30 protein-coding genes and 1 pseudogene are annotated in these 25,375 nt (G+C 69.6%); 8 read left to right on the top strand and 23 right to left on the bottom strand.

Going from position 1 to position 25,375, the window contains the following annotated elements:
* Window positions 1-77: 77 nt before the first annotated feature.
* The gene (locus NBY69_RS12990) at window positions 78-473 is read right to left on the bottom strand and encodes a helix-turn-helix domain-containing protein (protein ID WP_250300983.1); all 396 of its coding nucleotides are present in this window, start codon (window positions 471-473) and stop codon (window positions 78-80) included.
* Window positions 474-688: 215 nt separating this feature from the next.
* Between NBY69_RS12990 and NBY69_RS12985 the strand changes: the two genes are divergently transcribed.
* Together NBY69_RS12985 and NBY69_RS12980 are read left to right on the top strand one after the other, a co-directional pair.
* Window positions 689-1,192, top strand: coding sequence for an NUDIX hydrolase (locus tag NBY69_RS12985; protein WP_374211267.1), 504 nt, complete (start codon window positions 689-691; stop codon window positions 1,190-1,192).
* Between the two features lie 215 nt (window positions 1,193-1,407).
* The gene (locus NBY69_RS12980) at window positions 1,408-2,304 is read left to right on the top strand and encodes an aminoglycoside phosphotransferase family protein (protein WP_250300981.1); all 897 of its coding nucleotides are present in this window, start codon (window positions 1,408-1,410) and stop codon (window positions 2,302-2,304) included.
* A 572-nt stretch (window positions 2,305-2,876) separates the two neighbouring features.
* Here the strand turns inward: NBY69_RS12980 and NBY69_RS12975 are convergent.
* Entirely contained in the window at window positions 2,877-3,248 is a 372-nt protein-coding gene (locus NBY69_RS12975) for a VOC family protein (RefSeq protein ID WP_250300980.1), read from the bottom strand.
* Between the two features lie 461 nt (window positions 3,249-3,709).
* Window positions 3,710-3,916 carry a hypothetical protein gene (locus NBY69_RS12970; protein WP_250300979.1) on the bottom strand — a complete coding sequence of 69 codons (207 nt, stop codon included), beginning with the start codon at window positions 3,914-3,916 and terminating at the stop codon, window positions 3,710-3,712.
* A gap of 346 nt (window positions 3,917-4,262) precedes the next feature.
* On the opposite strand from NBY69_RS12970, the gene NBY69_RS12965 reads away from it, so the two are divergent.
* Together NBY69_RS12965 and NBY69_RS12960 are read left to right on the top strand one after the other, a co-directional pair.
* Window positions 4,263-5,150 (top strand): alpha/beta fold hydrolase, encoded by an 888-nt coding sequence (locus NBY69_RS12965; RefSeq protein WP_250300978.1) that lies wholly within the window; start codon window positions 4,263-4,265, stop codon window positions 5,148-5,150.
* 174 nt (window positions 5,151-5,324) lie between these two features.
* Window positions 5,325-6,081: pseudogene (locus tag NBY69_RS12960) on the top strand (hypothetical protein).
* A 91-nt stretch (window positions 6,082-6,172) separates the two neighbouring features.
* On the opposite strand, the gene NBY69_RS12955 reads toward NBY69_RS12960, so the two are convergent.
* The 3 genes from NBY69_RS12955 to NBY69_RS12945 form a co-directional block, all read right to left on the bottom strand.
* The gene (locus NBY69_RS12955; protein ID WP_250300977.1) at window positions 6,173-7,039 is read right to left on the bottom strand and encodes an RNA polymerase sigma-70 factor; all 867 of its coding nucleotides are present in this window, start codon (window positions 7,037-7,039) and stop codon (window positions 6,173-6,175) included.
* Window positions 7,036-7,614 (bottom strand): carboxymuconolactone decarboxylase family protein, encoded by a 579-nt coding sequence (locus NBY69_RS12950; protein ID WP_250300976.1) that lies wholly within the window; start codon window positions 7,612-7,614, stop codon window positions 7,036-7,038. The genes NBY69_RS12955 and NBY69_RS12950 overlap by 4 nt, the downstream gene beginning before the upstream one ends.
* Window positions 7,615-7,707: 93 nt before the next feature.
* Complete coding sequence (locus tag NBY69_RS12945) at window positions 7,708-7,896, bottom strand: hypothetical protein (RefSeq protein ID WP_250300975.1); 189 nt, start codon at window positions 7,894-7,896, stop codon at window positions 7,708-7,710.
* Between the two features lie 517 nt (window positions 7,897-8,413).
* Here NBY69_RS12945 and NBY69_RS12940 point away from each other — a divergent pair.
* Window positions 8,414-9,010 (top strand): dihydrofolate reductase family protein, encoded by a 597-nt coding sequence (locus tag NBY69_RS12940; RefSeq protein WP_250300974.1) that lies wholly within the window; start codon window positions 8,414-8,416, stop codon window positions 9,008-9,010.
* Between the two features lie 96 nt (window positions 9,011-9,106).
* Here the strand turns inward: NBY69_RS12940 and NBY69_RS12935 are convergent, their stop codons facing one another.
* A complete protein-coding gene (locus NBY69_RS12935) occupies window positions 9,107-10,411 on the bottom strand; it encodes an MFS transporter (protein WP_308409481.1) in 1,305 nt (434 codons plus the stop codon).
* A 361-nt stretch (window positions 10,412-10,772) separates the two neighbouring features.
* Between NBY69_RS12935 and NBY69_RS12930 the strand changes: the two genes are divergently transcribed.
* Window positions 10,773-11,306 (top strand): sugar O-acetyltransferase, encoded by a 534-nt coding sequence (locus NBY69_RS12930; RefSeq protein WP_250301343.1) that lies wholly within the window; start codon window positions 10,773-10,775, stop codon window positions 11,304-11,306.
* 109 nt (window positions 11,307-11,415) lie between these two features.
* Here the strand turns inward: NBY69_RS12930 and NBY69_RS12925 are convergent, their stop codons facing one another.
* The 5 genes from NBY69_RS12925 to NBY69_RS12905 all read right to left on the bottom strand — a co-directional run bounded on the left by NBY69_RS12925 (window position 11,416) and on the right by NBY69_RS12905 (window position 16,310).
* Complete coding sequence (locus NBY69_RS12925; protein ID WP_250300973.1) at window positions 11,416-12,228, bottom strand: hypothetical protein; 813 nt, start codon at window positions 12,226-12,228, stop codon at window positions 11,416-11,418.
* A gap of 205 nt (window positions 12,229-12,433) precedes the next feature.
* Complete coding sequence (locus NBY69_RS12920) at window positions 12,434-13,129, bottom strand: HAD family hydrolase (protein WP_250300972.1); 696 nt, start codon at window positions 13,127-13,129, stop codon at window positions 12,434-12,436.
* Between the two features lie 313 nt (window positions 13,130-13,442).
* Window positions 13,443-14,687, bottom strand: a complete 1,245-nt coding sequence (locus tag NBY69_RS12915) for a GNAT family N-acetyltransferase (RefSeq protein WP_250300971.1) — start codon at window positions 14,685-14,687, stop codon at window positions 13,443-13,445.
* A gap of 25 nt (window positions 14,688-14,712) precedes the next feature.
* Window positions 14,713-15,675, bottom strand: coding sequence for an asparaginase (locus tag NBY69_RS12910; protein WP_250300970.1), 963 nt, complete (start codon window positions 15,673-15,675; stop codon window positions 14,713-14,715).
* Window positions 15,676-15,722: 47 nt separating this feature from the next.
* Window positions 15,723-16,310, bottom strand: coding sequence for an ABC transporter substrate-binding protein (locus NBY69_RS12905; RefSeq protein ID WP_250300969.1), 588 nt, complete (start codon window positions 16,308-16,310; stop codon window positions 15,723-15,725).
* A gap of 149 nt (window positions 16,311-16,459) precedes the next feature.
* Between NBY69_RS12905 and dtd the strand changes: the two genes are divergently transcribed.
* Entirely contained in the window at window positions 16,460-16,885 is a 426-nt protein-coding gene (gene dtd, locus NBY69_RS12900) for a D-aminoacyl-tRNA deacylase (RefSeq protein ID WP_250300968.1), read from the top strand.
* 75 nt (window positions 16,886-16,960) lie between these two features.
* Here the strand turns inward: dtd and NBY69_RS12895 are convergent, their stop codons facing one another.
* From NBY69_RS12895 to NBY69_RS12870, 6 genes are all read right to left on the bottom strand, one after another.
* A complete protein-coding gene (locus NBY69_RS12895; protein WP_250300967.1) occupies window positions 16,961-17,926 on the bottom strand; it encodes a folate-binding protein YgfZ in 966 nt (321 codons plus the stop codon).
* A 10-nt stretch (window positions 17,927-17,936) separates the two neighbouring features.
* Window positions 17,937-18,374, bottom strand: coding sequence for a Fur family transcriptional regulator (locus NBY69_RS12890; protein WP_250300966.1), 438 nt, complete (start codon window positions 18,372-18,374; stop codon window positions 17,937-17,939).
* Between the two features lie 88 nt (window positions 18,375-18,462).
* Complete coding sequence (locus tag NBY69_RS12885) at window positions 18,463-19,050, bottom strand: FABP family protein (RefSeq protein WP_250300965.1); 588 nt, start codon at window positions 19,048-19,050, stop codon at window positions 18,463-18,465.
* A 329-nt stretch (window positions 19,051-19,379) separates the two neighbouring features.
* Window positions 19,380-20,309, bottom strand: coding sequence for a hypothetical protein (locus NBY69_RS12880; RefSeq protein ID WP_250300964.1), 930 nt, complete (start codon window positions 20,307-20,309; stop codon window positions 19,380-19,382).
* On the bottom strand, window positions 20,306-21,163 hold the full coding sequence (locus NBY69_RS12875; protein WP_250300963.1) for a hypothetical protein: 858 nt from the start codon (window positions 21,161-21,163) through the stop codon (window positions 20,306-20,308). The genes NBY69_RS12880 and NBY69_RS12875 overlap by 4 nt, the downstream gene beginning before the upstream one ends.
* Window positions 21,160-21,993 carry a hypothetical protein gene (locus tag NBY69_RS12870; protein ID WP_250300962.1) on the bottom strand — a complete coding sequence of 278 codons (834 nt, stop codon included), beginning with the start codon at window positions 21,991-21,993 and terminating at the stop codon, window positions 21,160-21,162. Before NBY69_RS12870 ends, NBY69_RS12875 begins: the two co-directional genes overlap by 4 nt.
* Before the next feature lie 104 nt (window positions 21,994-22,097).
* Between NBY69_RS12870 and NBY69_RS12865 the strand changes: the two genes are divergently transcribed.
* Window positions 22,098-22,463, top strand: a complete 366-nt coding sequence (locus NBY69_RS12865) for a DsrE family protein (protein ID WP_250300961.1) — start codon at window positions 22,098-22,100, stop codon at window positions 22,461-22,463.
* Window positions 22,464-22,569: 106 nt separating this feature from the next.
* Here NBY69_RS12865 and NBY69_RS12860 read toward each other — a convergent pair whose 3' ends face one another.
* The 5 genes from NBY69_RS12860 to NBY69_RS12845 form a co-directional block, all read right to left on the bottom strand.
* Window positions 22,570-22,845 (bottom strand): DUF3099 domain-containing protein, encoded by a 276-nt coding sequence (locus NBY69_RS12860; protein ID WP_250300960.1) that lies wholly within the window; start codon window positions 22,843-22,845, stop codon window positions 22,570-22,572.
* 190 nt (window positions 22,846-23,035) lie between these two features.
* On the bottom strand, window positions 23,036-23,323 hold the full coding sequence (locus NBY69_RS12855) for a DUF1416 domain-containing protein (RefSeq protein ID WP_215095097.1): 288 nt from the start codon (window positions 23,321-23,323) through the stop codon (window positions 23,036-23,038).
* A gap of 38 nt (window positions 23,324-23,361) precedes the next feature.
* Window positions 23,362-24,201, bottom strand: coding sequence for a sulfurtransferase (locus NBY69_RS12850; RefSeq protein ID WP_250300959.1), 840 nt, complete (start codon window positions 24,199-24,201; stop codon window positions 23,362-23,364).
* A gap of 186 nt (window positions 24,202-24,387) precedes the next feature.
* On the bottom strand, window positions 24,388-24,468 hold the full coding sequence (locus NBY69_RS37620; protein WP_350797220.1) for a putative leader peptide: 81 nt from the start codon (window positions 24,466-24,468) through the stop codon (window positions 24,388-24,390).
* 164 nt (window positions 24,469-24,632) lie between these two features.
* Complete coding sequence (locus tag NBY69_RS12845) at window positions 24,633-25,322, bottom strand: DUF2993 domain-containing protein (RefSeq protein WP_250301342.1); 690 nt, start codon at window positions 25,320-25,322, stop codon at window positions 24,633-24,635.
* Window positions 25,323-25,375 lie beyond the last annotated feature (53 nt).

The raw sequence follows: 25,375 nt of genomic DNA, 5'->3' as shown, positions 1-25,375 counted from the left end.
GGGTCGTTCCGTACGTGTCAGCTCTGTACGTGTCAGCTCTGTACTTGTCAGCTCTGTACTTGTCAGCTCTGTACTTGTCAGCTCGGTTCGTGCTCTGAGGGCTGTCCGGCAGCACCGTCGTCCACCGCGAGCCCGTTCTCCTTGCGGAAGGACTCGTAGATCTGGAGCAGGACGTGCTTCTGCCGCTCGGATATGGAGGGGTCGGCCAGGATGACGGCGCGCGTCTCCAGCTCGTCCCGCTCCCGCTCGTCGAGGATCCCGGCCTGCACGTACAAGGTCTCCGCGGAGATCCGCAGCGCCTTGGCCAGCTGCTGGAGGATGTCCGCGCTGGGCTTGCGCAGGCCGCGCTCGATCTGGCTCAGATACGGATTCGACACCCCGGCAGCGTCGGCGAGCTGCCGCAGGGACAGCTGCGCGGTGCGCCGCTGCTCGCGCAGGTACTCACCGAGATTGCCGACGTTGAGTGATGCCATGCTTCGATGCTGCACCTACCCTGCTAACTTTTGCAAGCAGACGCTTGCAAAAGTGTTCCATGCCACCTGAATGGCTGCTTGCGCCTGAGCGCAACAGGTGTCGCATGTGCACGACAGCTATCGCGCGTCCGGCCTCCCTGCGCAGGCGCTCTCGGTCCGGTTCCGCGAGCCGCCGGGAAGCGGCGTTGTCGGTGGGCTCTGCCAGGGTGTGCGTCGTGGATGAACTGGTGGAGCGTGTCGACGATCAAGATGGCGTGCTGGGGGTGGTGGTCAGCCGCCGACAGGCCATCCGGGAGGGGTGGCTGCACCGTGTCGCCGTGACGGTGTGTCGTGATGAGCGTGGACGGATCCTCGTTCACCGACGGTCGGAGCAGCTGTCGCGCTTCCCCGGGCTCTACGAGGTCGAGGTCGGTGGTGCCGTGGATGTCGGTGAGTCCTATGAACAGGCCGCCGCGCGCGAGCTGGCCGAAGAGCTGGGCCTTCGTGTGCTGCCGCGCTTGCTGTTCACCTTCCTCAACCGCAGCGGTGTGAGCCCTCACTGGCTCGGCGTGCACGAAGCCGTGGTGCCGGACACGGTCGCCGCCGATCCTGACGAGGTCGCCTGGCATGGCTGGCTGACCGAGCCGGAGCTGCGGTCGGCCCTGCTGGAGTGGCGCTTCACCCCCGACAGCCACGAAGCCTTCAGCCGGTACCTCGAGTTCCGGACCTCGCAGTCCTGACCTTTCTCGCCTTTCGGGCTGGGACGCCTGCTTGTGGCCAACGCACCCCGGACCTGCAATGTGAACTGAACGGGTCCCGATCAAATCTGCGGAGCCAACCGCGCTCCGATGAGTAGCTGCGCACGGCGATAAATCGGACGACAGGCAGAGCCACGACACACTGTGATGACCCCATACCGTCCGCCGCACGGAGTGAACCAACCACAGGAGCTGTCTTGGCAACCGCGAGAACGGCGGACTCCCGACCCGAGATCGATGCCGCACTCGTCAGGCGCCTGATCGACACCCGGTTCCCGCGGTGGGCAAGACTGCCTCTGAAGCTGCTTGACCCGGCCGGCTCCGACCATGTGATCTACCGGCTGGGCGAGGAGCTGGCCGTCCGGATGCCCCGCCATGCCGGGGTCATCGGTCAGGCCAGGAAGGAGTTCCAGTGGCTACCCCGACTCGCCCCGTACCTCCCCCTGACCATTCCGGTACCGGTAGAGGTGGGGGAATCCAGCTTGGGCTATCCGTGGCCGTGGGCGGTGTCCCGATGGCTTGAAGGTGAAGTGGCGACCGTCGACGCACTGGCCGACTCCACCAGGACCGCGGTCGAACTGGCGCACTTCCTGGCCGCTCTACAGCGGTTTACACCCGAGAACACACCCAAGACTGCCCGCGAATATCTCACCAGTTGGTCGTTGTCCGAACGAGACCGCGCGACGCGGGTCGCCATCGCAAAGGTCGATGGCATTTTCGACGCCACGGCGATGACCAAGCTGTGGGATGCGGCCGTGAGCGCCCCCGGATGGGATGGCCCTCCGGTGTGTTTCCACGGCGACTTCCACACGGGCAACCTGCTGACCATCCACGGCCACCTCAGCGCCGTCATTGACTTTGGCGGGCTCGGTATCGGTGACCCGGCTTGCGACCTGCTGATCGCCTTCACCCTGATGACGGCCAGCAGCCGAGCCTCCTTCCGTAACGCGCTCGGTGTGGACGACGCCACATGGTTGCGAGGCCGCGGCTGGGCCATGGCCACCGGTCTGAACGCCTACACCTCCTACGCCGCCGTCAACCCTCGGGTCGCCGCGCAGACCACCCGGCAGATCACCGAGGCGCTCATCGGCTGATAGGGGCACCAGTGGAGACCCGGCCCGATCGCCCGTGCCAAGTGCGCCCGCAGGCCGAAGCCGGCCTGAGTAGTGGGACCCTGGGAAGCCCCAGTCCAGCTCCTGCCACTTCCTCTGCCGCCAGCCCACGCGGAGGTCTTCGGCTGGTATCTGCACCGCCTCGCCGCCGCACATCACGTGACGTCGGGCCAACTGGCGAAAACCCTGACGTCATTCAAAAACGTGCTGATCGAAAGGCGGACGGGACGCGTTATGGCGCTGGACTCCGGTAGTTCTGCCACGGCTGGCACTCCTGACGGGTCTCATCCACGAGACCCTTCGGATGCTGCTGCCGGCGATCTCCCAGATTGAGGCACGTACGCGCTCCTCGACATGCTGGCCGACGTGGTCACCCCGACGACATCGGTCGAGACCTCGCAGAGTTCCAACGCCGCTTACCCGTTGGCACCCCTCCCCTGGCCGGTCCCTCCCTCGTCGGACTCGGCCAGGAGCGCGCCACGGTAGTACGGCGCATCGACCGGTGCGCGGAAGAGCAGTCAGTACCTCGGCAGAGGCCCTCCTGAACCCCTCAATCAGCTTCTGACGATGCAGAATGGATGCCCAGCCGGATCAGTGAGGACTCGCGCCCTGTCGCCATGTGGCTGGTGGTCCGGCTTGCCCGCACCCAACTCCAGCAACCGGGCCTCGGCCACGTCCAAGTCCTCATCGACCTTGAAGCAGATATGGAGCTGCTGGGGGACCATTTGGTCGGGCCAGCTCGGAGCCCGGTAGTCGTCGACCCGTTGAAAGCCGATGAGGAGTCCGTGTTCGCCGTTGAGACCCGCAAAGTCGGCATCTGACTTCGGGTGCAGTTCATGGTCGGTTGCCTGCTGATAGAACGCCGCCAGAGCCAGCGGATCAGAGCAATCGAGCGTTATCGCAACCAACTTGATCTGCATGGGCATGGCATCTCCGAGCCGGTCGGTGGACTTCCGCGATGAACACCCTAGTGGCGGCTGCCTATGGCCGAGCGGGACACCGACAGCCGACCTGTCCCACTCAACCGTAGGCAACACAGCTCAGAGCCTCCCCCTGCCCACAGTTATCTGGGACGGGACAACTTCCAGCGTCAGCAGTCGCCTTCCAGCAGTTGTTGGCCCCACCGGGGTAGGGCGACACACCACCATCCCGCGGGCGCAAATTCGTTGTGGTAGCCGGCGTGCGCTACTGCGATGTCATACCGTTCCGCTCACAGACTCGACGATTCCTGTCGCTGCGGGGGCAGATGACGCAAGCAACATCGACGAAACCTCGCTGGCTGCTCGCGTGGCTTGTTCCGCTGAAGGTGGGCCAGTCTCGGTCTGTCTGAACCATTCGGTCGCGTGACTCAGTCAACCTCGGCCATTTGTCGATCTGATCTGCCGAATCACCCCAGCGTGGCCGCCCAGTTGGCGCTGATCTGGGCAGAGACTGAGAAGTCCTCCTCGCAGTCCGGGCAGGTTGCATCGCCGAAGATGTAGGTCAACACCCTGGCGACCTCTTGCTGGTCGTGAGCGAGCGCGACATCGTGGAGAGGTCGACCAATGCCGGTCAGGCCGGTGGGGTCGGTGGGACGCAGAGCCTTCGTCTCCACGTGATTGTCCGACAGCGCGTGATCACCGCTGGTCGAAGCTGGCCGAGTACACGCTGCCCTGGTGGCACAGTGCCGACCAGAGGTCGGTCCAGCACTCGGAGGCCGGATCCGATGCGACTGGTCCAGCAGAGCAGGTATGTGCTGGCCCGATTGCACATCACTAAGCCAGGTTCCTCCGGGTGACACCCATCGCGCCTCGGCACCCCCGGCGGCACCCCCGGCGGCCCCGTCGGTACTCGACGCCGCGGTGCGTGGGCAGTCCGCTCTTCCGTGGGCAGGCGAACCACTGCCTGGCTCTCTCGAACCCTGATCTTGTTCTGAAGATCTTTCTGTTGGAGGCTGAGGCATGCAGACTCTGCCGACATTCGTCCTTGTCCATGGGGCCTTCGCGAATTCGTTCTCGTTCGCGCCGCTGCAGGCCGAACTCGCCCTGCTCGGGCACCGTTCGGTCGCGGTCGACCTTCCCGGGCACGGGTTCGAGGCGACCTTCCCCGCCGCGTACCAAGCTCCGCAGGATCTCGATGCCCTCGCTGCGGAACCGGGAGCCATCAAGGGAGTCACGCTCGCCGACAACGCCGCCCGCGTCATCGAAGTCCTCGAACGGGCCAAGCGGAACGGCCCCACCGTCCTCGTCGCCCACAGCAGGGGCGGCATCACGGCCACCGCCGTCGCCAACGCCCGGCCCGGGCTGATCGACCGGATCGTGTACGTCTCCGCCTGGTGCCCGGTCGATCTGGACGTGAACGACTACTACGCCCAGCCGGAGATGGCGGACGTCGACCCGGGGGCCTTCGCTGCCTCGCTCGTCGGGAACCCGGCCGAACTCGGCCTGCTCCGGACCAACTTCCGCACCGCCGACCCGGCGGTGCTCGCCGCGTTCAAGCGAGGGTTCGCCGCCGATCTCACCGATGACGAGTTCCGGATATTCCTGAACACCTTCCAGCCCGACGAGAACCTCGACGCCGGTACGTCCGCCGACCGGGCACAGGCCACGACCTGGGGCCGGGTTCCCAAGACCTATGTACGTCTGGAAGCCGATGCCAGCATTCCGCTCGCCGTGCAGGACCGCATGATTCGCGAGGCGAACGCGCTCACACCTGACAACCCCTTCGACGTCCGGACGCTTGAGGGGAGTCACCTGCGCTGGCTCGTCCACCCGAAGCCCGCAGCCGGGTTGCTCGCAGACCTCGCAGACCTCGCAGACCCGGACTCCACGGACTTCGCAGCGCGCTGACACTCTCCCACTCGACGCAGGTCCTGCCGGAAGGGTGCTCCAAAGGTCGTGGGCCAGTAGGAGGTGAACGGAGTACCCGTCTCGAGAGCGTCCGCCGCAGCGCGAACGGCACACCGCGGCTTCGGAGTTCGCCGGTCGCGGCCGGGGTCAGACCTGGGTGCGACACTGCGACCCATGTCTCTTGCTGATCTCGGTCTCGACCAGTGGCGGTCCTTCGAGCTGCCCACCGCACGTCGCGTCGCCCAGGAGGCGGCGCACCAGGTGGACGGCCAGGTGACCGCCGTGGAGGCCGTCGAGCACCTCGGTGCTCCGCTGCACCGGGTCCGGATCGAGCGGGGCGGGCAGGAATTCGCCCTGATACCCGGAGGCGAGGTGACGCTCGGGTTCGATCTCGACGCCTGGCAGCCGACGCCCGAGCAGGCCGCCGACTACGCGGAGAGTCTGGATCAAGGCTTCGGTTACGGCCCCGACCTGCGGGCCCACCTCGCGCAGGTGCTCAGCCCCCGCCGGAGTGTCACCCTGGCCACGGTGCTCATGGCGGTGGAGGACGAGCCCCTGACCGAACCGCCCGCCGACATGCCCGCCGTCCTCGCGGCGCGCGGCCTCCGGATGCCCAGCTCCGACGAGTGGGAGCACGCCTGCGGAGCGGGCGCGGACACGCTGTTCCGGTGGGGCAACGACTGCCCTCTCGACGACATCCCCTACGAGAACCGCACCGGCCCGCATCAGCAGCATGGAGCTGACGAGCGACATCGCTTCGGTCCGCGGCGGTGACGGCGGCGAGTCCGCGTGCGGGGGGTACGGCTTCCTGCTGGCGTGGCTGCCCCTGGCCACGGCCAACCGCAACCCCTTCACCGCCGAGTTCGTGTACGGCCCGGGTGGTGAAGACCTCTGCGAGGACTTCACCACCCGGCCTGTACTCACGCTCTGATCCGCCGACGGCGGCACGGACACCGGACACCGGACGCCGGACACCGACTGCGTTCGTGGTCACCGCACGGGCGACCGCGAACGCAGTCGGCTCACCTGGCGAGTTGAGACGGTTCGTCCAGTCGCGTCAGCTTCCGCGGGTTCCTGATCGCGTAGATCCGGGTGATCCGGCCGTCCTCCACCACAAGGCTCACCGCGGACGGTTGGCCGTCGATCTCGATACGGACCGCAGGCGCGCCGTTGAGCGACACGGTCGTCATCGCGAACGCGGCCACCACACGGTTCACCCGCGCGAGCAACTGCGCCACCGGTCCGGCTCCGTGGATCGGATCCAGCACGGCGGGTACCAGCCCGCCACCGTCGGCGATCAGCACCACGTCCGGTGCCATGACCTCCATCAGCTCGTGCAACTGGCCGGTGCGCAACGCCAGCAGGAACCGCTCCACCACGGCCCGCTGCTCGGACCGGCTCACCTGCACCCGTGGCCGCCGGGCCGCCACGTGCTCGCGGGCCCGCCGCGCGATCTGCCGCACCGCGGCTGCGGACTTCCCGGTGGCCTCGGCGATCTCGTTGTACGGGACCTCGAAGACCTCCCGGAGCACGAACACCGCCCGCTCCGTCGGTCCGAGCGTTTCCAGCACGGTCAGCAGCGCGATCGAGACACTCTCCGCGAGTTCGACGTCCTCGGCGACATCAGGGCTGGTCAGCAGCGGTTCCGGCAGCCACTCGCCGACGTACTCCTCGCGGCTGCGCGACAACGTACGCAACCGGTTGAGCGCTTGCCGGGTGACGGTCCGGACGAGGTACGCCCGCGGATCGCGCACCTGCGACCGGTCGATGTCGGCCCACCGCAGCCAGGACTCCTGCAGCACGTCCTCCGCATCGGCCGCCGACCCGAGCATCTCGTAGGCGACCGTGAACAGCAGGCTGCGATGGGCGACGAACGGATCCTCGGTCACGCCGTCGACGCTCCGCCGGTGTTCCCAGGACGTACGGCCAGCGGAATCTCGCACGCGGTGGAAAAGCCCTGCGACTCGACCCCGTGCGCCACGTTGTTCCTGGTCGCGAGGTTGACGTAGGCGATGTACGCGGTGAGTTCGACCATCGCCGACGGGCCGAGCCGGTCGAGCAGGCCCGCGTACAGCTCGTCGGTAACGGTCGGCGGCGTGTTCGTCATGGCCTCGGCGTACTCCAGCACGTCGCGCTCCAGCGGTGTGAAGACCTCCGACTCCCGCCAGCGCGGCACCTGACTCGCCTTGGCCAGGTCCAAGTCCTGGTTCTGCGCGTGGAAGTAGCCGATGTCGAGGCACCAGCCGCAGCCGACCTGGGCCGCGACGGCCATGTGCGCGTACGACTTGAGGCCCTCGTCGGCCGCCTGCCACGCGCCCACCTTGCCCCCGAACTCGGAGCTGGCAAGGGAGACTTCGGGGTTGTGCCAGGTCGCCTCGACGGGTTCGGCCGTAGCGCCGAACCGCTTGATCATTTCTTCCTTGAGCTCGGTGGGGAGCTCGGCCTTCGGTATGCGTAGCGCCATGGTGTCCTCCTCGGAGTTTGCCTGTTCGGCATAGAGACACCGCCATGTCCGCGGATGTGACAGCCACCGCGCGCAGACCTTCAACGCGGAGGGCTACGAGGGACCCTGGGGCCCCTGGGCCTCGGGCCGGTCGCCGTGCAGATGGGCCGCGACCCACTCGGCCAGGAGCTGTTCGTACTCGTCGCCCGCCAGGTTTCCCGCGTCGACCAGCGCCCGGATCTGCTCGTTCGCGTGGGCGGCGTCCCGTCGCGCGGAGTCATGAACGTCCTGGTCGGAAGGCATGGAGGAATGGTAACGATGAAGGCTGTCGAACGGGAGGCCGCTGCGGTGTCCTTGCCGGATGTGTGGTGAGGACTGCGTCACAGTGAGCCGGGCTGTGAGCCGGGCTGTGAGCCGGGCCACACCGGGGAGGGGCCACGCGCACAACAGCCGCAGGTCTCACGTCAGATGAGACGTGGACCGAGGTTCAGAAGTTCCTCATTCGGCCGCATCTCGGTCCGCACGCGTCCGCGCAACGCGCCCTCGCGCCCTCGCGCCTTTGCGCCTTTGCGCCCCAACCGCTGGTGCGGCTAGACCAGTTCAGCGGCACTGTCCCGGCTCTCCGTGACCCGTACCCGCACAAAAGCCAGGGCTTCCCTTCCCCGCTCCACGGCCGGATTGCGCCGAGTGCAGGTCCCGTACACCTGGCGCGACCGCCCGTATCGTTCCCATTCCCACCCGGCTTCACGGCGGTGCGATGAGTTCCGAGCGGCGCGGCAGTCTCCCTTGCGGTATCCCCTAACGAGGTAGGAGCGAGTCCGTGCGCATCGTCATCAGTGAGTTCATGAGCCTGGACGGCGTCGTACAGGCGCCGGGCGGTCCCGACGAGGACACCGAGGGCGGGTTCGCGCACGGCGGCTGGTCCCACCGCTTCTTCGATCCGGAGGTGGTGGGTGGCGCCTTCGACGACGCGTTGACGCAGGCCGGGGCTCTGCTGTTCGGCCGCCGTACGTGGCAGTCGATGGCCGCGGCGTGGCCCGAGCGTGCGGGCGACCCGTTCGCCGACCGGATGAACGCCATCCCGAAGTACGTCGTGACCCGGGAGCCGGGCGACCCCGGCCGGACCTGGCCGAACAGCACACGCATCCCCGGCGACGAGTCCGTCACCCGCATCCGGGAGCTGCGCGCGGCCGAGGGCGGTGACCTGTTGGTCATGGGGAGCCCCACCCTCGTACGCACCCTGCTGCACGAGGGTCTGGTCGACGAGTTGCGGCTCGTGATCATGCCGGTGATCGTCGGCGGCGGTAAGTCGATCTTCCCCGGCGACGGCGCGCTCCACGCGCTCGAACTGGTCTCGACCGTCACCAGCGGGACCGGCGTGCATGTGTGCACCTACCGGCCGGTCGCCGAGGGGTGACCGAGGCGGCGGGGCCGCATCTGTACGACGCGTGGGGGCGCATCTGTACGACGCATGGGGTGGCCCCGCCCCGGCGACGGCCCCTGCCCCGCCGTCTCACACAGCGGGTCCGTCCACACGGGCGCGGGAAGCGAGCACGGCGGCCAGGGCGCACGGCACGATCAGCAGCCCGAACGCGGCGGCGTAGCCCGCCAGATCGGCCGAGCCGAAGCCCAGGCAGGCGTTGAACAGGGCGGACGCGATGCCCATGACCGCGATCTGGCCCAGGTTCTGGCTGGTCTGCATCGAGCTGCTGGCATAGCCCTGCCGTCCCGGCGGGCTGTGGGAGAGCGAGAGCAGAGTGAGGGAGGGGGCGAGCACGCCCATGCCGACGGCCGCGACGACCATGGCCGAGGCGGCGGTGAGCGCGGGCATCGCGGGATGTGTCCCGGCCGCCGCGAGCGCGACCGCCGCGGCCATCACCACCGCACCCGCCGTGACCAGGTGGTGGCGGGGCCGGCGGTCCAGCAGGTGGCCCTGCACCCAGGACGATGCCGCCCAGGCCACGGCGGCGCCCGTGAAGGCCAGCCCGGTGGCCACCGGCGGCACCCGCCGGGAGGTGGCGAGCAGCAGCGGTACGAAGGCCTCCAGCGTGAAGTACGCCCCCGAGCTGAGGCCGCGCAGCAGCACCGCGGCGGGCAGGCCGCGCGCCGCGCGCCCCGTGCCCCGGGGCAGCAGCCGTGGGGTGAACACCACCAGCAGCGCGAGCCCCGCCACCGCGGACAGCAGATGGCGCACGTCCCAGCCGGACACGGCGTACTGCGCCAGCGCCGCACCCACGCTCACGGCTCCCGCGACCAGTAGCGCGGGGCGCGGCCCGCTGTCCCCGGACGGCGCCGTCCCGGTCTGCCCGGAACGGCCGCGCAGCAGGGCCACCACGGCAAGCGACGGAATCACGGTCAGGACAGCCAGGCCGAAGAAGACCACCCGCCAGGACCACCAGGCCGCCACCAGCCCGGCCAGCGGCGGACCGGCCAGCGACGGGACGATCCAGCAGCTCGCCATCATCGACAGGGCGCGCGGGCGCAGGCGCTCGGGGTAGGACTGGGCGATGGCGGCGTTGATGGACACCGCCACCATCCCGGCCGCCACCCCGTCCAGGAAGCGCCCGGCCGCCAGCTGCCAGATCGTCGTACTGGTCGCCGAGACCAGCAGGGTGACCACCGCCAGCACCACCCCCGCCGCCAGCGGACGGCGCGCCCCGGCGCGGTCCGCCCAGTCCCCGCCCAGCACCCCGCCGAGCAGGCTCGCGGCCACGAAACAGCCCGCCACCAGCGGGTAGAGCGACACCCCGTGCAGGTCCCGTGCGGCCACCGGCAGGGTGGGCACCACCGCGAGCGCGGCGAACCCGGTCAGGAACATCACCGCGGCGAAACTGGCGGTGGCAGCGAGGTACTTACGGGACCACAGCCCGCCGCCGGCGTCGGCACCCGCGTCGGCTCCCGCTCCTCGCGGGCGATCATCCCCGTCGCCGTCGGTGCCGTCAGTGCTGTGCGTGGCGCCGTGCGCCAACTGCTCGGCGAGCGCCTCCGGATCATCAGTCACGAGCGATCAAGTTATGCGCGCCCCACGGTTGTCTGCCACTTGTTTTCCGGCTGCCCGCGACCACTCCGGCGGCGCACCCGCCGACGGCCCGGCGGGCGTCCCCGTACTGTCGATACGTATGTCCGAGCACCACCGGTCGATCAGGAGGACACCCGTCGTGACCAGTCATAAGCAGCGCATGCTCGCAGGCGAGCTCTACCTCGCCGACGACCCCGAGCTGGCCGCCGACGCGCTGCGCGCGGCCGTGCTCAGCGAGCAGTTCAACGCCACGTCCGCGGCCGATCCGGAAGGCCGCAGGACCGCACTCGCCGAACTCCTCGGCAAGGTGGGCGAGGACTGCGAGGTACGGCCGCCGCTACGGGTGGACTACGGCAGCGGGATCACCATCGGGCCGCGCACCTTCATCAACTTCGGTGCCGTCCTGCTCGACGTGGCGGCGATCACGATCGGCGCCGACGTACAGATCGGCCCGAACGTCCAGCTCCTCACCCCGACCCACCCGGTCGACCCCGAGCCGCGCCGCGCCAAGTGGGAGGCGGCGCAGCCGATCACCATCGGGGACAACGTCTGGCTCGGCGGCGGCGTCATCGTCTGCCCCGGTGTGACGATCGGCGAGAACACCGTCGTCGGTGCCGGCTCGGTCGTCACCAAGGACCTGCCCGCGAATGTGGTCGCGGTCGGCAACCCGGCCCGGGTCGTACGGGAGATCTGAGCGGGCGCGCACGGCCGTCGGCACGCGGGCCTGCGGGCTTGCCGCGCCCGGCCGCGTCCAGCCCGCCCGGCCGCGCCAATAGCCCAACGCACCTTCCCAGGAAGGGCGTTCAGAGCGGCAGCCGGTACTGCCACCACCGGTGGCTGATCCGGAGCTTGGCCGCCTTGAGCCCCCGCCCGAGGAGTTCGTCGTCCACCTCGCGGACCTGGATGGACTCGACCGAGGGATGGTCCCGGCGCACCTGCTCGACGAACTCCGCGACCAGGGAGCCCAGTTCGGGTGCGTCCACGCCGTGGTGACCGACCTTCTCGACGTACACCTCCGGTCCTGCCACCACCGCCGCGATCCGGGCCGCCGTACGCCCCGCGGCCGTCAGCAGCTCCAGCCCCTGCCATCCCGTCCCCTCGGGGGCGCGGCGGGTCCGTACGGTCGGCAGTCCGGCCGGCCGCTGCCAGCGGCCGAGCGCGGAGATGCCCCACTTGCGGCCGAGCTCCTGGTGCACGGACGCCTCCAGCTCGGCCGCCACCCGGGCGTCGAGCTCCGATTCGGTGCCGTCCCAGTCCAGCGCGCGGAATCCGGCGGCGCGGGCCTCGTCGGCCGCCACCCGGAAGAGGCGGGCCAGCACGGCCTCCTGGTCGCCGGTCCCGTCCGGTTCGGCCACGCACCCGGAGACGATGCGCTCCCGCTCCAGGGACACCAGCTGCCACTGGACGGCCGCCGCCTCCGGGTCGGGCCCGGGGCTGAACACCGCTGCCCACCCGAGCAGTTCACCGTCCGCCCGAGCGATCGCAGTGCCCAGCAGCCCGGGGTACGGACGGCTTTCACCGAGGTCCGCGCCCTCGCCGGGCAGCCCGGCGCGCAGCTCTTCGGTCAGTCGGCGCTCCGCCCGGGAGTCCCGGTCGAAATCCACCACGATTTCCATGTCGTCCCCACTCACGCGGCCCACAGATCACCGTCTCCGGCTCCCGCAAGCATCAACGAAGACGGACCGCCGGTACACACCGGGCTGCCCGTGTCGCCTTCGTCCTGCTCCAGCATGGTCCTCAATATGCGCCATCACGTTCCCGGGACGGCCGCCGCCCCCTCGCACGGCGCGGATCACCGGCCCCGCGCACCGCAGGCACCCGTCAGCGTCCCCACAGGATGTCCAGGACCGGCTCCCAGGTGTTGAGGACCAAGTCCGCACCAGCCGAGGCCAGTTCGTCGACGCTGCGGTCGTTCGTCGCGTAGCCGAGGAACGCCAGACCGGCCTCCTGGGCCGCCTCGAGGTCCGTCACCGTGTCGCCGACCACCAGCGTCGAGGACCGGTCGGCGTCCAGGCCTGCCAGGGCCTTCTCCAGGGTGTGCGGGTGCGGCTTGAGCAGCTGGATGTCCGCCGTGCGGCCGTGGATGTGCGGGCCGAAGCACTCGGACAGCGACCGCGCCGCGAGGTACGCGTCCACCGCGCGGGCCGAGTTGTCCGTGGTGACCGCCAGCCGGCAGCCGCTCGCGGACCAGGTCCGCATCACCCCGTCCGCGTACATCGTGGGCCAGGCCCCGGGGACGGCCAGCTGCTCCTGCCGGGCCAGCCACTCCTCCAGGTCCACGATCAGTGCGCTGCCCGGGTGGAGCGCGCCCACCGCCCGCAGGATGTCGTGCGGGCCGGCGGTCTCCGGGGCCGTGCCCGGAGCCAGGTCCACCCCGCGCTCCGCCAGGAACTGCCGCATCCCGGCGGCCACCCCCAGCGCCTCGTGGCGGGCGAACAGCCGGCAGATCGGACCGTCGAAACCCAACAGCACGGAGCGGGTCGACCTGATCCGGTCTCGGAGGTTCTCACGGATCACGGATGCCGCCTGTTCGCTTCGCCTCGTGGCCGAGGTCATGTCGTATCAGAGGTCGTTCGGACAGCCCCAGGTCCGAACTGCTGGTGGTTCCGACCGCATCGAACCACTTCTGTGGCTCTTCTACCAGCTTCTGACTTCGGCGGGAGGGCTTCCTTCCGTTCTCCTGGCCGTCTCCCCCGCACTCAAACTCCCACCTCGGACCCGCGCCTCGGACCCGTGCCTCGGACTCGCGCCTCAGACGGCCCGAGCGTGCGTGCGGTGCCGGATCCGTACGTGGGGTTCGACGTGGACCGCAGCGGGGCCGGAATCCCGGTCAGAAGACGTCCGGGCACCAGGGCCTGGCCGCCGTACGGAACAGCGCCTCCGTGACCGCGACCGCGCCCGGGGTCTCCTCGGAGATGCGGCCGAGCGCCGCCAGCCGGAGCGCCGACTCGTCGCCGAGGTACAGGGCCCCCAACTCCCGTACGTCCAGCGTGACATCGGCCGACCCGGTGGTCGGCGCGCAGGTCGCGCCGTCCGGTGACGCGTCCAGCCGGTAGCGGCCCGCCGACAGGCCGTCCGCGTCCCGGACGTCCAGGACCAGGGTGCCGGAGACCGGGTACGTCCGGGCCTCCAGCGCCCGTACGACATCCAGCAGCCGCACCCACAGATAGTCCGCGTGCGTGGTGAGCCTGGCCGCCCGCGGGTCCGGCAGCAGCAGCGGGAGCAGGTCGTCGGGGCCCAGGTGGCCGGATTTGACCGTGGTGATCCAGTCGACCGAGCAGAGGAAGTGCCACAGGGCCCGCTGGGCGGCCGGGGTCACTGCCAGCATCCGGCTCACGGTCGCGGTGTCCTGCGGCTGCTTGTTGTCGCCCCAGACGTCGTCGGCCCGGTACGTCATCATCCCCTCGACCTGGCCGGACGCCGAGCGGTAGACCGCGTGGAAGGGTTCCGTCCAGGGCTCGTCGGGCAGCGGGTGGAGACCGGTGGCGATCTGCCACCAGCGCTCGTCGCGGCTGATCGCACCGGGCTGCCCGGCCCGGAAGCGGTCGTGCAGTTCGGGGCCCGTCTTCCGTACGTCGTCGGCGTCGACCAGATCGATCCGGCCGCCGTCCTCCGGCCCCGACCAGCGCGGGTCGAGTCCCGTCCGGGCCACGTCGACCGTCCAGTCGCTGACCCAGGTGGCGGGCCCGAATCCGTACCGCCCGTAGATCGGGTACTCGGCGGCGATCAGCGTCGCCAGTGTGTCCCCGCGCTCCTTCGCGGCGGCCAGGTCCGCGGCCATCATGCGGCTGAGCAGGCCACGGCGGCGGTGCGTGGGCGAGACCGTCACGTTGGAGACCGCGTCCGCCCGGAGCGAGGCCCCGCCGACGACGGTGATCTCCTGCGGGAACGACCGGAAGGTCGCCACACAGCGCCCTTCGTCGAACGCGCCCCGGGTGCGCGGCGGGTCGAGGCGCGGGCGGCGCAGTTCGACCTCGGCGTCCGTGACCAGGGGCGAGCGCAGAAAGCCGGTGCGCAGGGCCCGCAACCAGTCGGGGAACTCGGATTCGGTGATCGTGCGGACGTCGACAGTCATACGCCGCACGCTAACGGCCCCCGTTTCAGACTGTCGCGCGAATTTCACCGACCTTGGCGGCGCCGCCGAACAGCGGTGCGTCCGCCAGCCTGCCGAGCACCGGGCTGTCCACGCCCATCCGCTCCAGGGTCCGCGCCAGCACCGGGCCGAGGACCCGGGTAGCGCCGTCGTCGACCTTGAAGGCGAGCGCCCGGCCGTCGGGCAGGGCCAGGGCCTGGACCGCCTCGGCGCCCATCTTGGACAGCGTCCCGGGCAGGGCGCGCATCAGCCAGGTGTCGGGCCTGCGGGTGCCCGCGACGTACTCGGGGTGGGCGCGTATCGCGTCCGCGACCCGGCGCTCGGGCGAGCCCTCGGGGGCGAGGACGAACGTACGGAACGCGCGGGCCAGACCCACCAGGCTCAGCGCCATCAGCGGCGCCCCGCAGCCGTCCGTACCGATCGCGGTGACCCGTTCGCCCGCGGCCTCCTCGACCACCGTGAGCACCAGCTGCTGGAGCGGGTGCGCGGGGTCGAGGTAGGAGTCGGTGGGCCAGCCGTTCCGCGCGCAGACGGCCAGCATCGCGGTGTGCTTGCCCGAGCAGTTCATGGTGACGCGCTCACGGACCTGACCCGCCGCGAGGTACGCCTCGGCCTCGACCGGGTCCAGCGGCAGATCCGCCGGGCACTGGAGATCGGCCTCGCTCAGCCCGTACTCGCCGAGCATCTTCCGTACGAGAGCCAGGTGGAAGCCTTCGCCCGAGTGGCTCGCCGAGGTCAGTGCCAGCCTCTCGCCCGCCAGATCCAGACCGGCCCGCAGGATCGCGGCGGCCTGCATCGGCTTGTTGCTGGAGCGCGGGAAGACCGGCAGTGACGGGTCGCCGAGTGCGTACTCCACGCTGCCGTCGGCGGCGAGGACCACCAGCGAGCCCCGGTGCCGCCCCTCGACGAAGCCGGACCGGACGACCTCCGCGAGAACCGGGGACAGCGGGGCAGGGGAACTGGCGGTCATGGTCGGCCTTCCGAACGGGGGTGGCCCGCCCGACCGGAAGGATCGCCTCAGGTGAGCAGGTCGTCTACTTGTGCTTCGCCTTCACGGTACCTGCGGGCGATCTCCGCGCTGCAATCGTCGGCGGTCCGCTGGAGGTGCTGCCTGCGGCGCGAGACCTGCTGCTCGTAGCGGACCAGACGGCCCATGCCGGTGTGCAGTTCCTCGTCCGTACGGGCGCCGAGGTCGGAGAGTTCCACCTCGGCCAGCATGTCGGTGGCCAGCTTGCTGTTCTCCGCGCTGCGCGGCGGGGAGAGCGTGACGTGCCGGGCCGACGAACGGTGCGAGGAGGGGACGTCCGCGAGGATCTCGGAGAGCCGGTCGACGACCGGGGACTCCGGGCCGGTACGCCGGGAGAGCTCGGCGCGGAGGATGTCGATCCGCCCGTGCAGCATCCGCCGTACGTAGCTCAGATCGGCCTCGTCCCGCTGGGCGTCCCTGCGCAGCGTACGCAGCTCGGGCAGACGCAGACCGCCGATGTCGTGCTCGGTGACCGCCGGGAGCGCGGTGCCCGACCTCGGTGCGGGTGCTCGCTGTACGGAGCTGATCCGGGTCATGGACACGGGACCGGGCGAGCGCCCGATACCAGATGTGCTCATATGCGTATTCCGTCCCCTCGACCGGTGCATGGGGTCTCCCCGGGCCCTCAGAGCCGAGGGGAAGCACCGCCTCCCGTGCATGTTGCCACTCCCGGTAGCCCCTGCGCCGACCGATCGCACCCGTTCGGCCCCCCGGTACATTGGCCCGTATGCGTGCAGTGGTGCAGAGGGTGGACGGCGCGAGCGTCGTCGTGGCAGGTGAGACGGTCGGTGAGATCACCGGCGAGGGGTTGTGCGTCCTGGTGGGTGTCACCCATGAGGACACAAAGGAAAAAGCAGCGCAGCTCGCCCGCAAGCTCTGGTCGGTACGCATCCTGTCGGGCGAAAAATCCTGCTCGGACGTAAATGCACCCTTGTTGGTGATTTCCCAGTTCACTCTTTACGGAGACGCCCGCAAGGGCCGCCGGCCCACCTGGAACGGGGCCGCGCCGGGCGAGGTGGCGGAGCCGCTCGTCGACGAGGTCGTGGCGCAGCTGCGGGCCCTGGGGGCGACCGTGGGAACGGGCCGGTTCGGCGCGAGCATGCGGGTCTCGCTGACGAACGACGGCCCGTTCACGATCGTGCTGGACCTCTGAGGCGCCTCGGAGATCCAGGGCCTCAGCCGTCTCGGGTCTGAGGCGGCTCAGGCCCGACGTCTCAGGGCTGACGTCTCAGGGCTCGACGACGACTTCCTGGGACGCCGCCGTGTCCCCCGCCATCAGCTCCGCGTCCACCGGCACGTTCCGCTTCACCAGCGCCAGCGCGATCGGCCCCAGCTCGTGGTGGCGGGCCGACGAGGTGACGAAGCCCAGCTGGCGGCCCTCGGCACCGTCCGCGGCGAGCCTGACCGGCGTACCGTGCCCCGGCAGCAGCACCTCGCTCCCGTCCAGATGCAGAAAGACCAGCCGCCGCGGCGGCTTCCCCAGGTTGTGGACACGGGCGACCGTCTCCTGGCCCCGGTAGCAGCCCTTCTCCAGGTGCACGGCCGTGCCGATCCACCCCAGCTCGTGCGGGATGGTGCGGTGGTCGGTCTCCAGACCCAGCCGCGGCCGGTGCTCCTCGATGCGCAGCGCCTCGTACGCCAGCAGTCCGACGGCCGGGCCGTGCTGTGCCGCGTACGCCTCCAGCTGCTCCCGCGGCAGGAAGAGATCACGGCCGTACGCCGTCTCCCGTACGGTCACGCCGTCCGGCACCGCGGCGATCGAACCGGCCGGCAGGTGCACGACCGCGAACGCGTCGGTCCGGTCGGCGACCTCGACCCGGTAGTAGAACTTCATGCTCTCCAGGTACGCGACCAGCTCCTGCTGCGTCCCCGGCTCCACGTGCGCCCACAGCGTCTCGCCGTCGTCGACGAGGTAGAGCGCGTGCTCGATGTGGCCCTTGGAGGAGAGGATCAGCGCCTCGGTGGCCACCCCCGGCGGCAGCTCGCTGACGTGCTGGGTGATCAGCAGATGCAGCCAGCTCAGCCGGTCGGCGCCGGAGACGGTGACGACACCGCGGTTCGAGAGATCGACGAGGCCGGTACCGGCCGCGAGCGCGCGCTGCTCGCGGAACAGGTCGCCGTAGTGCGCGGCAACACCTTCGTCTCGTCCTTCGGCGGGGACGGCACCGGGCAGGGACAGCAGCGGGCTCTTCATGTACGCAAGCCTACGGCTGACCGCCGGAAGCCTTCCCGGCGCACTTCTCGCACTGCCCGAAGATCGCGAAGTGCTTCATGTCCGTCTCGAAACCGAACATCCCGCGGAGCTTCGCGGTGAAGTCGGCGGCGACGCTCATGTCCGCCTCGATCACGTTCGTACAGTCCCGGCACACCAGGTGGAGGTGGTGGTGCCGGTCGGCGAGGTGGTACGTGGGAGCGCCGTGCCCGAGATGGGCATGGCTCACCAACTCCAGCTCCTCCAGCAGCTCCAGGGTCCGGTAGACCGTGGAGATGTTCACGCCGCCCGCGGTTCTGCGCACCTCGGTGAGGATGTCGTCGGGCGTCGCGTGCTCCAGCCTGTCGACAGCCTCCAGCACCAGCTGCCGCTGAGGGGTCAGCCGGTACCCGCGGCTGCGGAGGTCGCTCTGCCAGTCGGTGGTCACCACACCCCCAGTCTAGGAGCGGCAGCCCCGGAGCGGGCTACTTGGAGGAAGCAGCCCGCTCGGAGAAAGCAGGCTGCTCGAAGAACGCGGGCTACTTGAAGAACGCGATTCCGTCGTCGGGCAGATCCACGACGTCCTTCGCCCATTCCTTCGGGTCGACGACCTTCTTCAGATGCGCGGACATGTACGGCCGCAGCTCGATCTCGGGGGTGGCCTTCTCCCCCACCCACATCAGGTCGCTCTTCACATAACCGTAGAGCCGCTTCCCACCGGAGTACGGACCGGACGCCGCGGTACGCGCCACCGCGTCCGTGACCAGGTCGATCTGCGGCTTCTGGTCGGCCAGCTCGCCGTACCAGATCTCGACGACGCCCTGGTCGCGGACCATCACGACCTCGACCTTGCGGTGCTCGTCGACGCGCCAGTAGCCCGACTCGGACTCCAGCGGCCTGACCTTCTTGCCTTCGGCGTCGAGCACCCAGGTGTGCGACACGTACTCCAGGAAGTCCCGGCCGTCGTGGCTGAAGTCGACTTCCTGGCCGAAGTTGCACTGCTCCCCGGCGGGGCTGCCTTCCCCGGCGTCACCGAAGGGAGCCGCGACGCCCGCTCCCTCCCAGTGGCCGAGGAGGAACACGAGGGGGACGAGGCTCGGATGCAGGTCCGACGGAATCTCGATCATGAGGGCTCAGACGATCTGTGAGGAGGGTGCGGGCTCGGGCTCGGAAGCTCTCGGGCCGAGGGTCAGCGCTGGCCCTGGTAGAGCTTCTTCACGGACAGACCGGCGAACGCGATGACGCCGACGCAGACCAGAACCAGCAGAGTGGAGAAGATTGCCTCAAGCACGAGGTGCTCCTTGCATGAACGGTGTGAAGGAAGGGCCGGGTCCCAGCCTAATGGGTGGGGGCCCGGCCCTCTCTGCGAGGTGCGCGGCGGCCGGTCGCGAGCCGCCGGCGGACCTCGGCTCAGGGTCCTGGCCGAGCAGCTGGTCCTGGCTCTGAGCAGCTGGTCCTAGCTGAGCAGCTGGTCCTGGAGGATCACCGTCTGGTGGAACGGCACCGCGGGAGCCGCACCCTTCCCCCGCTCGACCACCAGCGCGAGCGTGTCCCCGGCGATGGAGTACGCCTGCCGGACCTGCTGCGCGCCGTACGGCTGCTGCTCGACGTACACGTAGTCGTCGATGTCCCGCAGGCTGCCCGCGCTGCTCCAGCCCTCGTCGATCTCGGTGTCGGTCACCCCGTTCAGCACGGGAGCCCCGGAGCCGCGCCCCGTCCCGGAGTCGATCACTTGGTCCTTGAACGCCGCGGCGAAAGCAGTCGACTGGAAGGTCAGCAGGTAGATCCGGGTGGACGTGCCGTCCGGCATGGTCCAGCCACGGGCCGCGATGTGCCGTACCGCGTAGTCGCGCAGCTGCTCGGTGAGCAGGGCCCGTGCGTCCTTGCCGCTGTACTCGGAGGCGTACTGGCCGACCGTCACCCAGCCCCCGGTCAGCTTCTTGTCCGGGGTGGCCCCGGCCGGGGCGGGCAGCAGCAGGTCACGGGCGTCCGTGGCATGGATCTGCGCGGTGTTGCCGTCGTTGAACGGCCGCGGCGTCCCGGCGGGCAGCGCGGGCAGTTTCAGGTCGGCGAAGTCCCAGCGGCCGTCGGACGCGGTCGCCAGGCCCGGCACATCGGTGCGGTGCATGGCGGTGAGACCGGTTGCGGCCCCGGCGCCGCAGCCGCCGAAGACGACGGCCGCGAGGGTCCAGCGGGCCACCGCGCGCAGCGCCCTGCGGTCCTTCTTCACGGGAGTCACGGGAGCACCGGGAATCACGTGGTACATCGGATTCGTGGCGAACACGGGCGGCGCAGTCGGCATGGGCGGCACGGCCGGTGCGGTGGTCCCGCTGTCCGGCGCCGTCGGCGGCTCGGCGGGATCCGTCGACATCAGAGGCTCGGTCATACGGACTCCCCCGGGGACTTGACGTAGTCGATCTGCTTCTCCAACAGGGCCGCGACGATCTTCCGGGGGAACGGCTGGACACCGTAGGCATCGAACGAGATCAGGAACTCGCCCTCGTAGGCGGTGCACATCATCTCGTCGAGGCCCGACCTCTTCTCCTTCGGCGGCAGGAAGCAGTTCGCCGTGTTCCGGTGGCCCTCGACCTTCGGACCGGCCTCGAAGACCTCCATCGCCTTGAAGAGCTCCGTGCGGAAGGTGTAGGCGTTGCGCACGGCCTTCTTGTCCGTCATACGGGAGATCTGGACCTCGATGACGAGATCGCCGGAGTCGTTGGCGTACGAACGCATCGCCTGTCCCTTCGCGCCGAGCTTCTCCACCCGCTCGTTCCAGTCCCGGCGCCGGGTGCCGGAGAGGCCCTTGCCGCCCGCCTTCAGCATGGCCTCGGCCTGCTTGGCGGTCAGTTCGGCGTCATTGCCGTACGCGCCGATGTCCGGACCGAGCCGGTACTCACCCGTGGCGGGCAGCAGCATCTTGCTCAGGTCGGTGTCGTGCCGCCCCTCGGCCGACCTGGTCACCGGGTCCTTGCCCGGCCCGCGGGGGTCGTCTCCCCAGGACCGGGTCGGTGCCTTCTTGTCGGCCTTGTCCGCCGTGGACGCGGAGTACGCGATGCCGCCACCGGCAACACCGAGCACCAGGACCACCGGCAGTACGGCAGCCGCGATCCTGAAGGCGCGGGACCGCTGCACGGGCGGCTTCGGGACTTCCGGCGCCTCCGGGTGTTCCGACGCCTCCGGGAGACTCAGCGGCTCCGGGGAGTCCGAGGGCTCCGGCAGGGCGGTCTGTTCGTCGTTCACAGGCGCTCCAGCTGCCGCTCGGCCAACGTCCTGATGTCCTTCTTGCTGATCGGCCGGGTGTCGAAAATGACGATGTCGACCATCACGTCGCCGCGCCAGCCCAGTGCACGGGCCTCGTAACTGGGCATGTATCCGGGCTCGTTGTCGACCGGAAAGAGGTAATACCTGGCATTGCCGCTGCCCTTGACCGCGGTGCCGCCGTTGCCCGCGCCGTACTTGGACTCCGCCATGTAGTCGGCCTGCCCCTGGAACATGTCCGCGGCACCCATCTCCGTACCGGCCCGGAACTGCACCAGCCGCACACCGGTCATACGGTGCCCCTGCATCCAGCCCGCCGCAGCGATCCGACGGATGCCCGCCGCGGTGATTTCGGTGAACAAGCTGGCGTCGTCGCGGAATTCAGTGGCGTACTCGTCCGTGGACAGCCAGTGGTCGTACGGGATCGGTCCCTTTTCGTAGATCGGCAGTTCCGACTCGTGCGCGCCCTTCGGCCGGGCGACGAGCAGCTTCCGCAGGTCGCCGTCGGTCCGCAACCGGCTGTCGTCCTTGACGGACAGCGGCGCACGGCCCGCGCCCTTGGCGAGCGGTTCGGCGGGGTACGACAGCCGCTGCTGGGCCAGGGGCGGCAGCGGGGTCGGCGGCCGGTCGGCCTGGATCTTGAACGCGACGGCGCTGCCGCCGACGAGGCCGAGCAGCGCGGCAGCGGCGACGATCAGCGTCGTACGGCCGCGGCGGCGCGGCTTTCTTTCGGGGTCCTGCTGTTCCTGCTGGTCCTGCTGCAGCTCCTGCTGCTGTTCCTGCTGTTCAGGAACGTTGTGTGACGCTTCCAAAGGGGTCCCCCCACGAGACCTGAGGCACAGATTCCGATACCTGCACACCCCACTGACCCACCAGGCGACACGGGGGTTGTACGCCCGCCGATTACAGTTCGGTCATGGCGCAGAAGAAGCTAGTGATCAAGGTGACCGCAGGGTCCGACGCCCCCGAGCGCTGCTCACAGGCCTTCACCGTGGCGGCGGTCGCGGTCGCCAGCGGGGTGGAGGTCTCGCTCTGGCTGACCGGTGAGTCCTCGTGGTTCGCCCTGCCGGGAAGGGCCGCGGAGTTCGAACTGCCGCACGCGGCGCCGCTGCCGGACCTGATCGACTCGATTCTGGCGGGCGGTCGGGTCACGCTCTGCACGCAGTGTGCGACCCGTCGCGACATCACCGAGAAGGACGTGCTGGAAGGCGTACGGATCGCGGGTGCGCAGGTCTTCGTACAGGAAGCGATGACGGACGGCGTCCAGGCGCTGGTCTACTGACCGCTGCCGTGCCGGGCCGTGGCGGGCCGTACCGTTCCGGGCCGGGCCGTGCCGGGCCGTGCTGTGCTGTGTGGCGGCACCGGTCCATGGACCGGCCGCACCAGAGCTACCGGCGCTTCTTGCTCTTCTTGCCGTCCTTGCCGTCCAGTTCGTCCCACCACTTGTCGGACGTGTCGTCGCCCGACGGCTCGTCCCACCAGTGGTCGTCGGGGCCGCGCCGGTTGCCGACGATCGCGGCGACCGGGGGGATGATCATGGCCACGCCGCACATGGCGATCGCTGCCGGGACCGACCAGAGACGTACGAAGGCCCAGGCGGACACGAAGAGCACCAGGCATCCGCCCATCAGCAGGAAATAGCCGCGCCGACGTCGCGAGTACATGCCTCCAGCGTAAGACCGGACGACGGGGTCGGCCTGCTCGCGTCGTACCCGGGACTCCGCGGGTGGTTCCGGGACAGCGCGGAGGGCCGCACCCGCTCCAAGTGGCGTCCAACCCCCTGGGGTGCGGCCCTCCGGCCGGTTCATGAGTCGTGCGTGAGCCGTGCGTGGATCCCGTCAAGGTCCACCGGACTCAGACGGCGATCGCGACCTCGGCCAGTCCGCCGGTCTGCGCGACGACCGTACGGTCCGCCGTGCCACCCGGGACGAGCGCGCGCAGCGTCCAGGTGCCCTCGGCCGCGTAGAAGCGGAACTGCCCGGTCGCCGAGGTCGGGACCTCGGCGGTGAACTCGCCGGTCGAGTCCAGGAGTCGCACATAACCGGTGACGGGCTCGCCGTCGCGGGTCACGCTGCCCTGGATGGTGGTCTCACCGGGCTTGATCGTCGAAGCGTCGGGGCCGCCGGCCTTTGCTCCACACATACGGATCTGTCCTTCAGGTCGGGAAAGCGGGAGAGGGGTTACTTGTTGGCGCCGAGCTCGATCGGCACACCCACGAGGGAGCCGTACTCGGTCCACGAGCCGTCGTAGTTCTTGACGTTCTCCTGGCCGAGCAGCTCGTGCAGCACGAACCAGGTCAGCGCGGAGCGCTCACCGATGCGGCAGTACGCGATGGTGTCCTTGGCCAGGTCGACCTGCTCGTCCTCGTAGAGGGCCTTGAGCTCGTCGTCCGACTTGAAGGTGCCGTCGTCGTTGGCGTTCTTCGACCACGGGATGTTGCGGGCACTCGGCACGTGGCCGGGGCGCTGCGACTGCTCCTGCGGGAGGTGCGCCGGGGCGAGCAGCTTGCCGCTGAACTCGTCGGGCGACCGCACGTCGACCAGGTTCTTGTTGTTGATCGCGGCCACGACGTCGTCGCGGTACGCACGGATCGACTCGTCCTGCGGCTTGGCCTTGTACGAGGTGGCCGGGCGGGACGGCACGGCGTCGACCAGGTCGCGGGAGTCGAGCTCCCACTTCTTGCGGCCACCGTCGAGCAGCCGGACGTCGCTGTGGCCGTAGAGCTTGAAGTACCAGAACGCGTACGAGGCGAACCAGTTGTTGTTGCCGCCGTAGAGCACGACGGTCGTGTCGTTGCCGATGCCCTTCTCCGACAGGAGCTTCTCGAAGCCGGCCTGGTCGATGAAGTCACGGCGGACCGGGTCCTGGAGGTCCTTCGTCCAGTCGATCCGGATGGCGTTCCTGATGTGGTTCTTCTCGTACGCCGAGGTGTCCTCGTCCACCTCGACGATGGCGACCTGCGGGTCCTCGATGTGGGCCTCGACCCAGTCAGCGTCTACCAGGACGTCGCTGCGGCTCATGCGGGTTCTCCTCCGGGGATGGGGTATCCCCTGCTCCCTGCGGAGCCTGGGGAAGTGCGGCGGGTGGTGCGATGGTGTCGGCGTACGGATCCACGGAGACCGGCGGAATGAGCGCGTCCGGCACCGAGGAGGTGGCCCTGACAACGGTCGAAGGGCCCGGGGGACACGGGAAGGCAGAACTCCCGCTCAGAGAGCGCGACAGAGCATGGCAGCGACGCGGCACAGGTCCACTGCCCGCCGCTTCGTGAGATCAGCCTGTCGCTTCATGCCATCGATCGTAGGGAAGTACGGGTGGAGATGTCACCGTCGTTCCGCATGGCAAGACGGGATCGTCCGCACTGTGGGATGCAAGGGGGAGGAAGGGGCTACGGCCGCGCTTCCCGCCTGCTCCCGTTCTGTTCACCATCTGCGGATCGGACAGTGCCGTCTCACTATCCGGCCAGCGCGACGTCCGTACCCGTGACCCCGATGTCGACGCCGTCCTCCGTCGCCCGCACCTGGTCGAGCTTCAGACCGGCGGGCAGCCCGCCGACCGCGCTGTCGAAGTCCGTCTTCTGCCGGACCAGGCCCTCCAGGCCGGGGATGCCCTCACCGGGCACCGTGTCCGCGTGCACCTTGATCCGGTCGGTGCCCACCATGGTCACCGAGGACGTCACGCTGCGGGTGAGCGTGCGGCCGAGGATGTTGACCGAGCCGGTGACCTTGACCTTGCCGTTCCCGCCGTACGCGATCTTCGCGCCGGACTCGGACGCCTTGGTGAGGTCCTCGTACGAGATGTGTGCGGTGCCGCTCGCCCGCGCGGCCACCGCACTGGTGAAGGTGCCGGATATCTTCACGTCGTGCAGTTCGGCCCGCACGTTCGTGATGCGTACCTGGCGGCCGGACGCGTTCGCCTCGACGCCCTTGAGCGTGACGTCGACCCGGCCGAGCTTCTTGTCGAGCACCTGGGTCAGGAACGGGAAGCCCTTGATGTCGACGTCCGGCGTCCCGGAGAGGCCCTCGCTGCTGCGGATCCGGTCCGCGGCCTTGTTCTCCGCGACGTTCACCGCGACGCGGTCCACCAGGACGAAGAGGCCGCCCAGAATCACAACGAAGATGAGCAGTATCCGCAGTGCGCGCATGGCCGGTCGGTCCCCCTGGTCGTCCCCGTGTCCCGTGATGCGTGCCTGTGGCA

It is taken from the genome of Streptomyces sp. A 4/2 (genome assembly GCF_940670765.1).
Lineage (GTDB): Bacteria > Actinomycetota > Actinomycetes > Streptomycetales > Streptomycetaceae > Streptomyces.
Note: the sequence above shows the minus strand (reverse complement) of the source record. Positions and strands in the feature narration are given on the sequence as shown.

What these genes read in the sequence shown, in the direction of transcription:
- NBY69_RS12990 (WP_250300983.1), bottom strand. Translation starts at nt 473, where the DNA reads ATGGCATCACTCAACGTCGGCAATCTCGGTGAGTACCTGCGCGAGCAG.
- NBY69_RS12975 (WP_250300980.1), bottom strand. Translation starts at nt 3,248, where the DNA reads ATGCCCATGCAGATCAAGTTGGTTGCGATAACGCTCGATTGCTCTGAT.
- NBY69_RS12965 (WP_250300978.1), top strand. Translation starts at nt 4,263, where the DNA reads ATGCAGACTCTGCCGACATTCGTCCTTGTCCATGGGGCCTTCGCGAAT.
- NBY69_RS12950 (WP_250300976.1), bottom strand. Translation starts at nt 7,614, where the DNA reads ATGGCGCTACGCATACCGAAGGCCGAGCTCCCCACCGAGCTCAAGGAA.
- NBY69_RS12945 (WP_250300975.1), bottom strand. Translation starts at nt 7,896, where the DNA reads ATGCCTTCCGACCAGGACGTTCATGACTCCGCGCGACGGGACGCCGCC.
- NBY69_RS12935 (WP_308409481.1), bottom strand. Translation starts at nt 10,411, where the DNA reads ATGTTCCTGACCGGGTTCGCCGCGCTCGCGGTGGTGCCCACCCTGCCG.
- NBY69_RS12930 (WP_250301343.1), top strand. Translation starts at nt 10,773, where the DNA reads ATGCTCGCAGGCGAGCTCTACCTCGCCGACGACCCCGAGCTGGCCGCC.
- NBY69_RS12925 (WP_250300973.1), bottom strand. Translation starts at nt 12,228, where the DNA reads ATGGAAATCGTGGTGGATTTCGACCGGGACTCCCGGGCGGAGCGCCGA.
- NBY69_RS12915 (WP_250300971.1), bottom strand. Translation starts at nt 14,687, where the DNA reads ATGACTGTCGACGTCCGCACGATCACCGAATCCGAGTTCCCCGACTGG.
- NBY69_RS12910 (WP_250300970.1), bottom strand. Translation starts at nt 15,675, where the DNA reads ATGACCGCCAGTTCCCCTGCCCCGCTGTCCCCGGTTCTCGCGGAGGTC.
- NBY69_RS12905 (WP_250300969.1), bottom strand. Translation starts at nt 16,310, where the DNA reads ATGAGCACATCTGGTATCGGGCGCTCGCCCGGTCCCGTGTCCATGACC.
- dtd (WP_250300968.1), top strand. Translation starts at nt 16,460, where the DNA reads ATGCGTGCAGTGGTGCAGAGGGTGGACGGCGCGAGCGTCGTCGTGGCA.
- NBY69_RS12895 (WP_250300967.1), bottom strand. Translation starts at nt 17,926, where the DNA reads ATGAAGAGCCCGCTGCTGTCCCTGCCCGGTGCCGTCCCCGCCGAAGGA.
- NBY69_RS12885 (WP_250300965.1), bottom strand. Translation starts at nt 19,050, where the DNA reads ATGATCGAGATTCCGTCGGACCTGCATCCGAGCCTCGTCCCCCTCGTG.
- NBY69_RS12880 (WP_250300964.1), bottom strand. Translation starts at nt 20,309, where the DNA reads ATGACCGAGCCTCTGATGTCGACGGATCCCGCCGAGCCGCCGACGGCG.
- NBY69_RS12865 (WP_250300961.1), top strand. Translation starts at nt 22,098, where the DNA reads ATGGCGCAGAAGAAGCTAGTGATCAAGGTGACCGCAGGGTCCGACGCC.
- NBY69_RS12860 (WP_250300960.1), bottom strand. Translation starts at nt 22,845, where the DNA reads ATGTACTCGCGACGTCGGCGCGGCTATTTCCTGCTGATGGGCGGATGC.
- NBY69_RS12855 (WP_215095097.1), bottom strand. Translation starts at nt 23,323, where the DNA reads ATGTGTGGAGCAAAGGCCGGCGGCCCCGACGCTTCGACGATCAAGCCC.
- NBY69_RS12850 (WP_250300959.1), bottom strand. Translation starts at nt 24,201, where the DNA reads ATGAGCCGCAGCGACGTCCTGGTAGACGCTGACTGGGTCGAGGCCCAC.
- NBY69_RS37620 (WP_350797220.1), bottom strand. Translation starts at nt 24,468, where the DNA reads ATGAAGCGACAGGCTGATCTCACGAAGCGGCGGGCAGTGGACCTGTGC.
- NBY69_RS12845 (WP_250301342.1), bottom strand. Translation starts at nt 25,322, where the DNA reads ATGCGCGCACTGCGGATACTGCTCATCTTCGTTGTGATTCTGGGCGGC.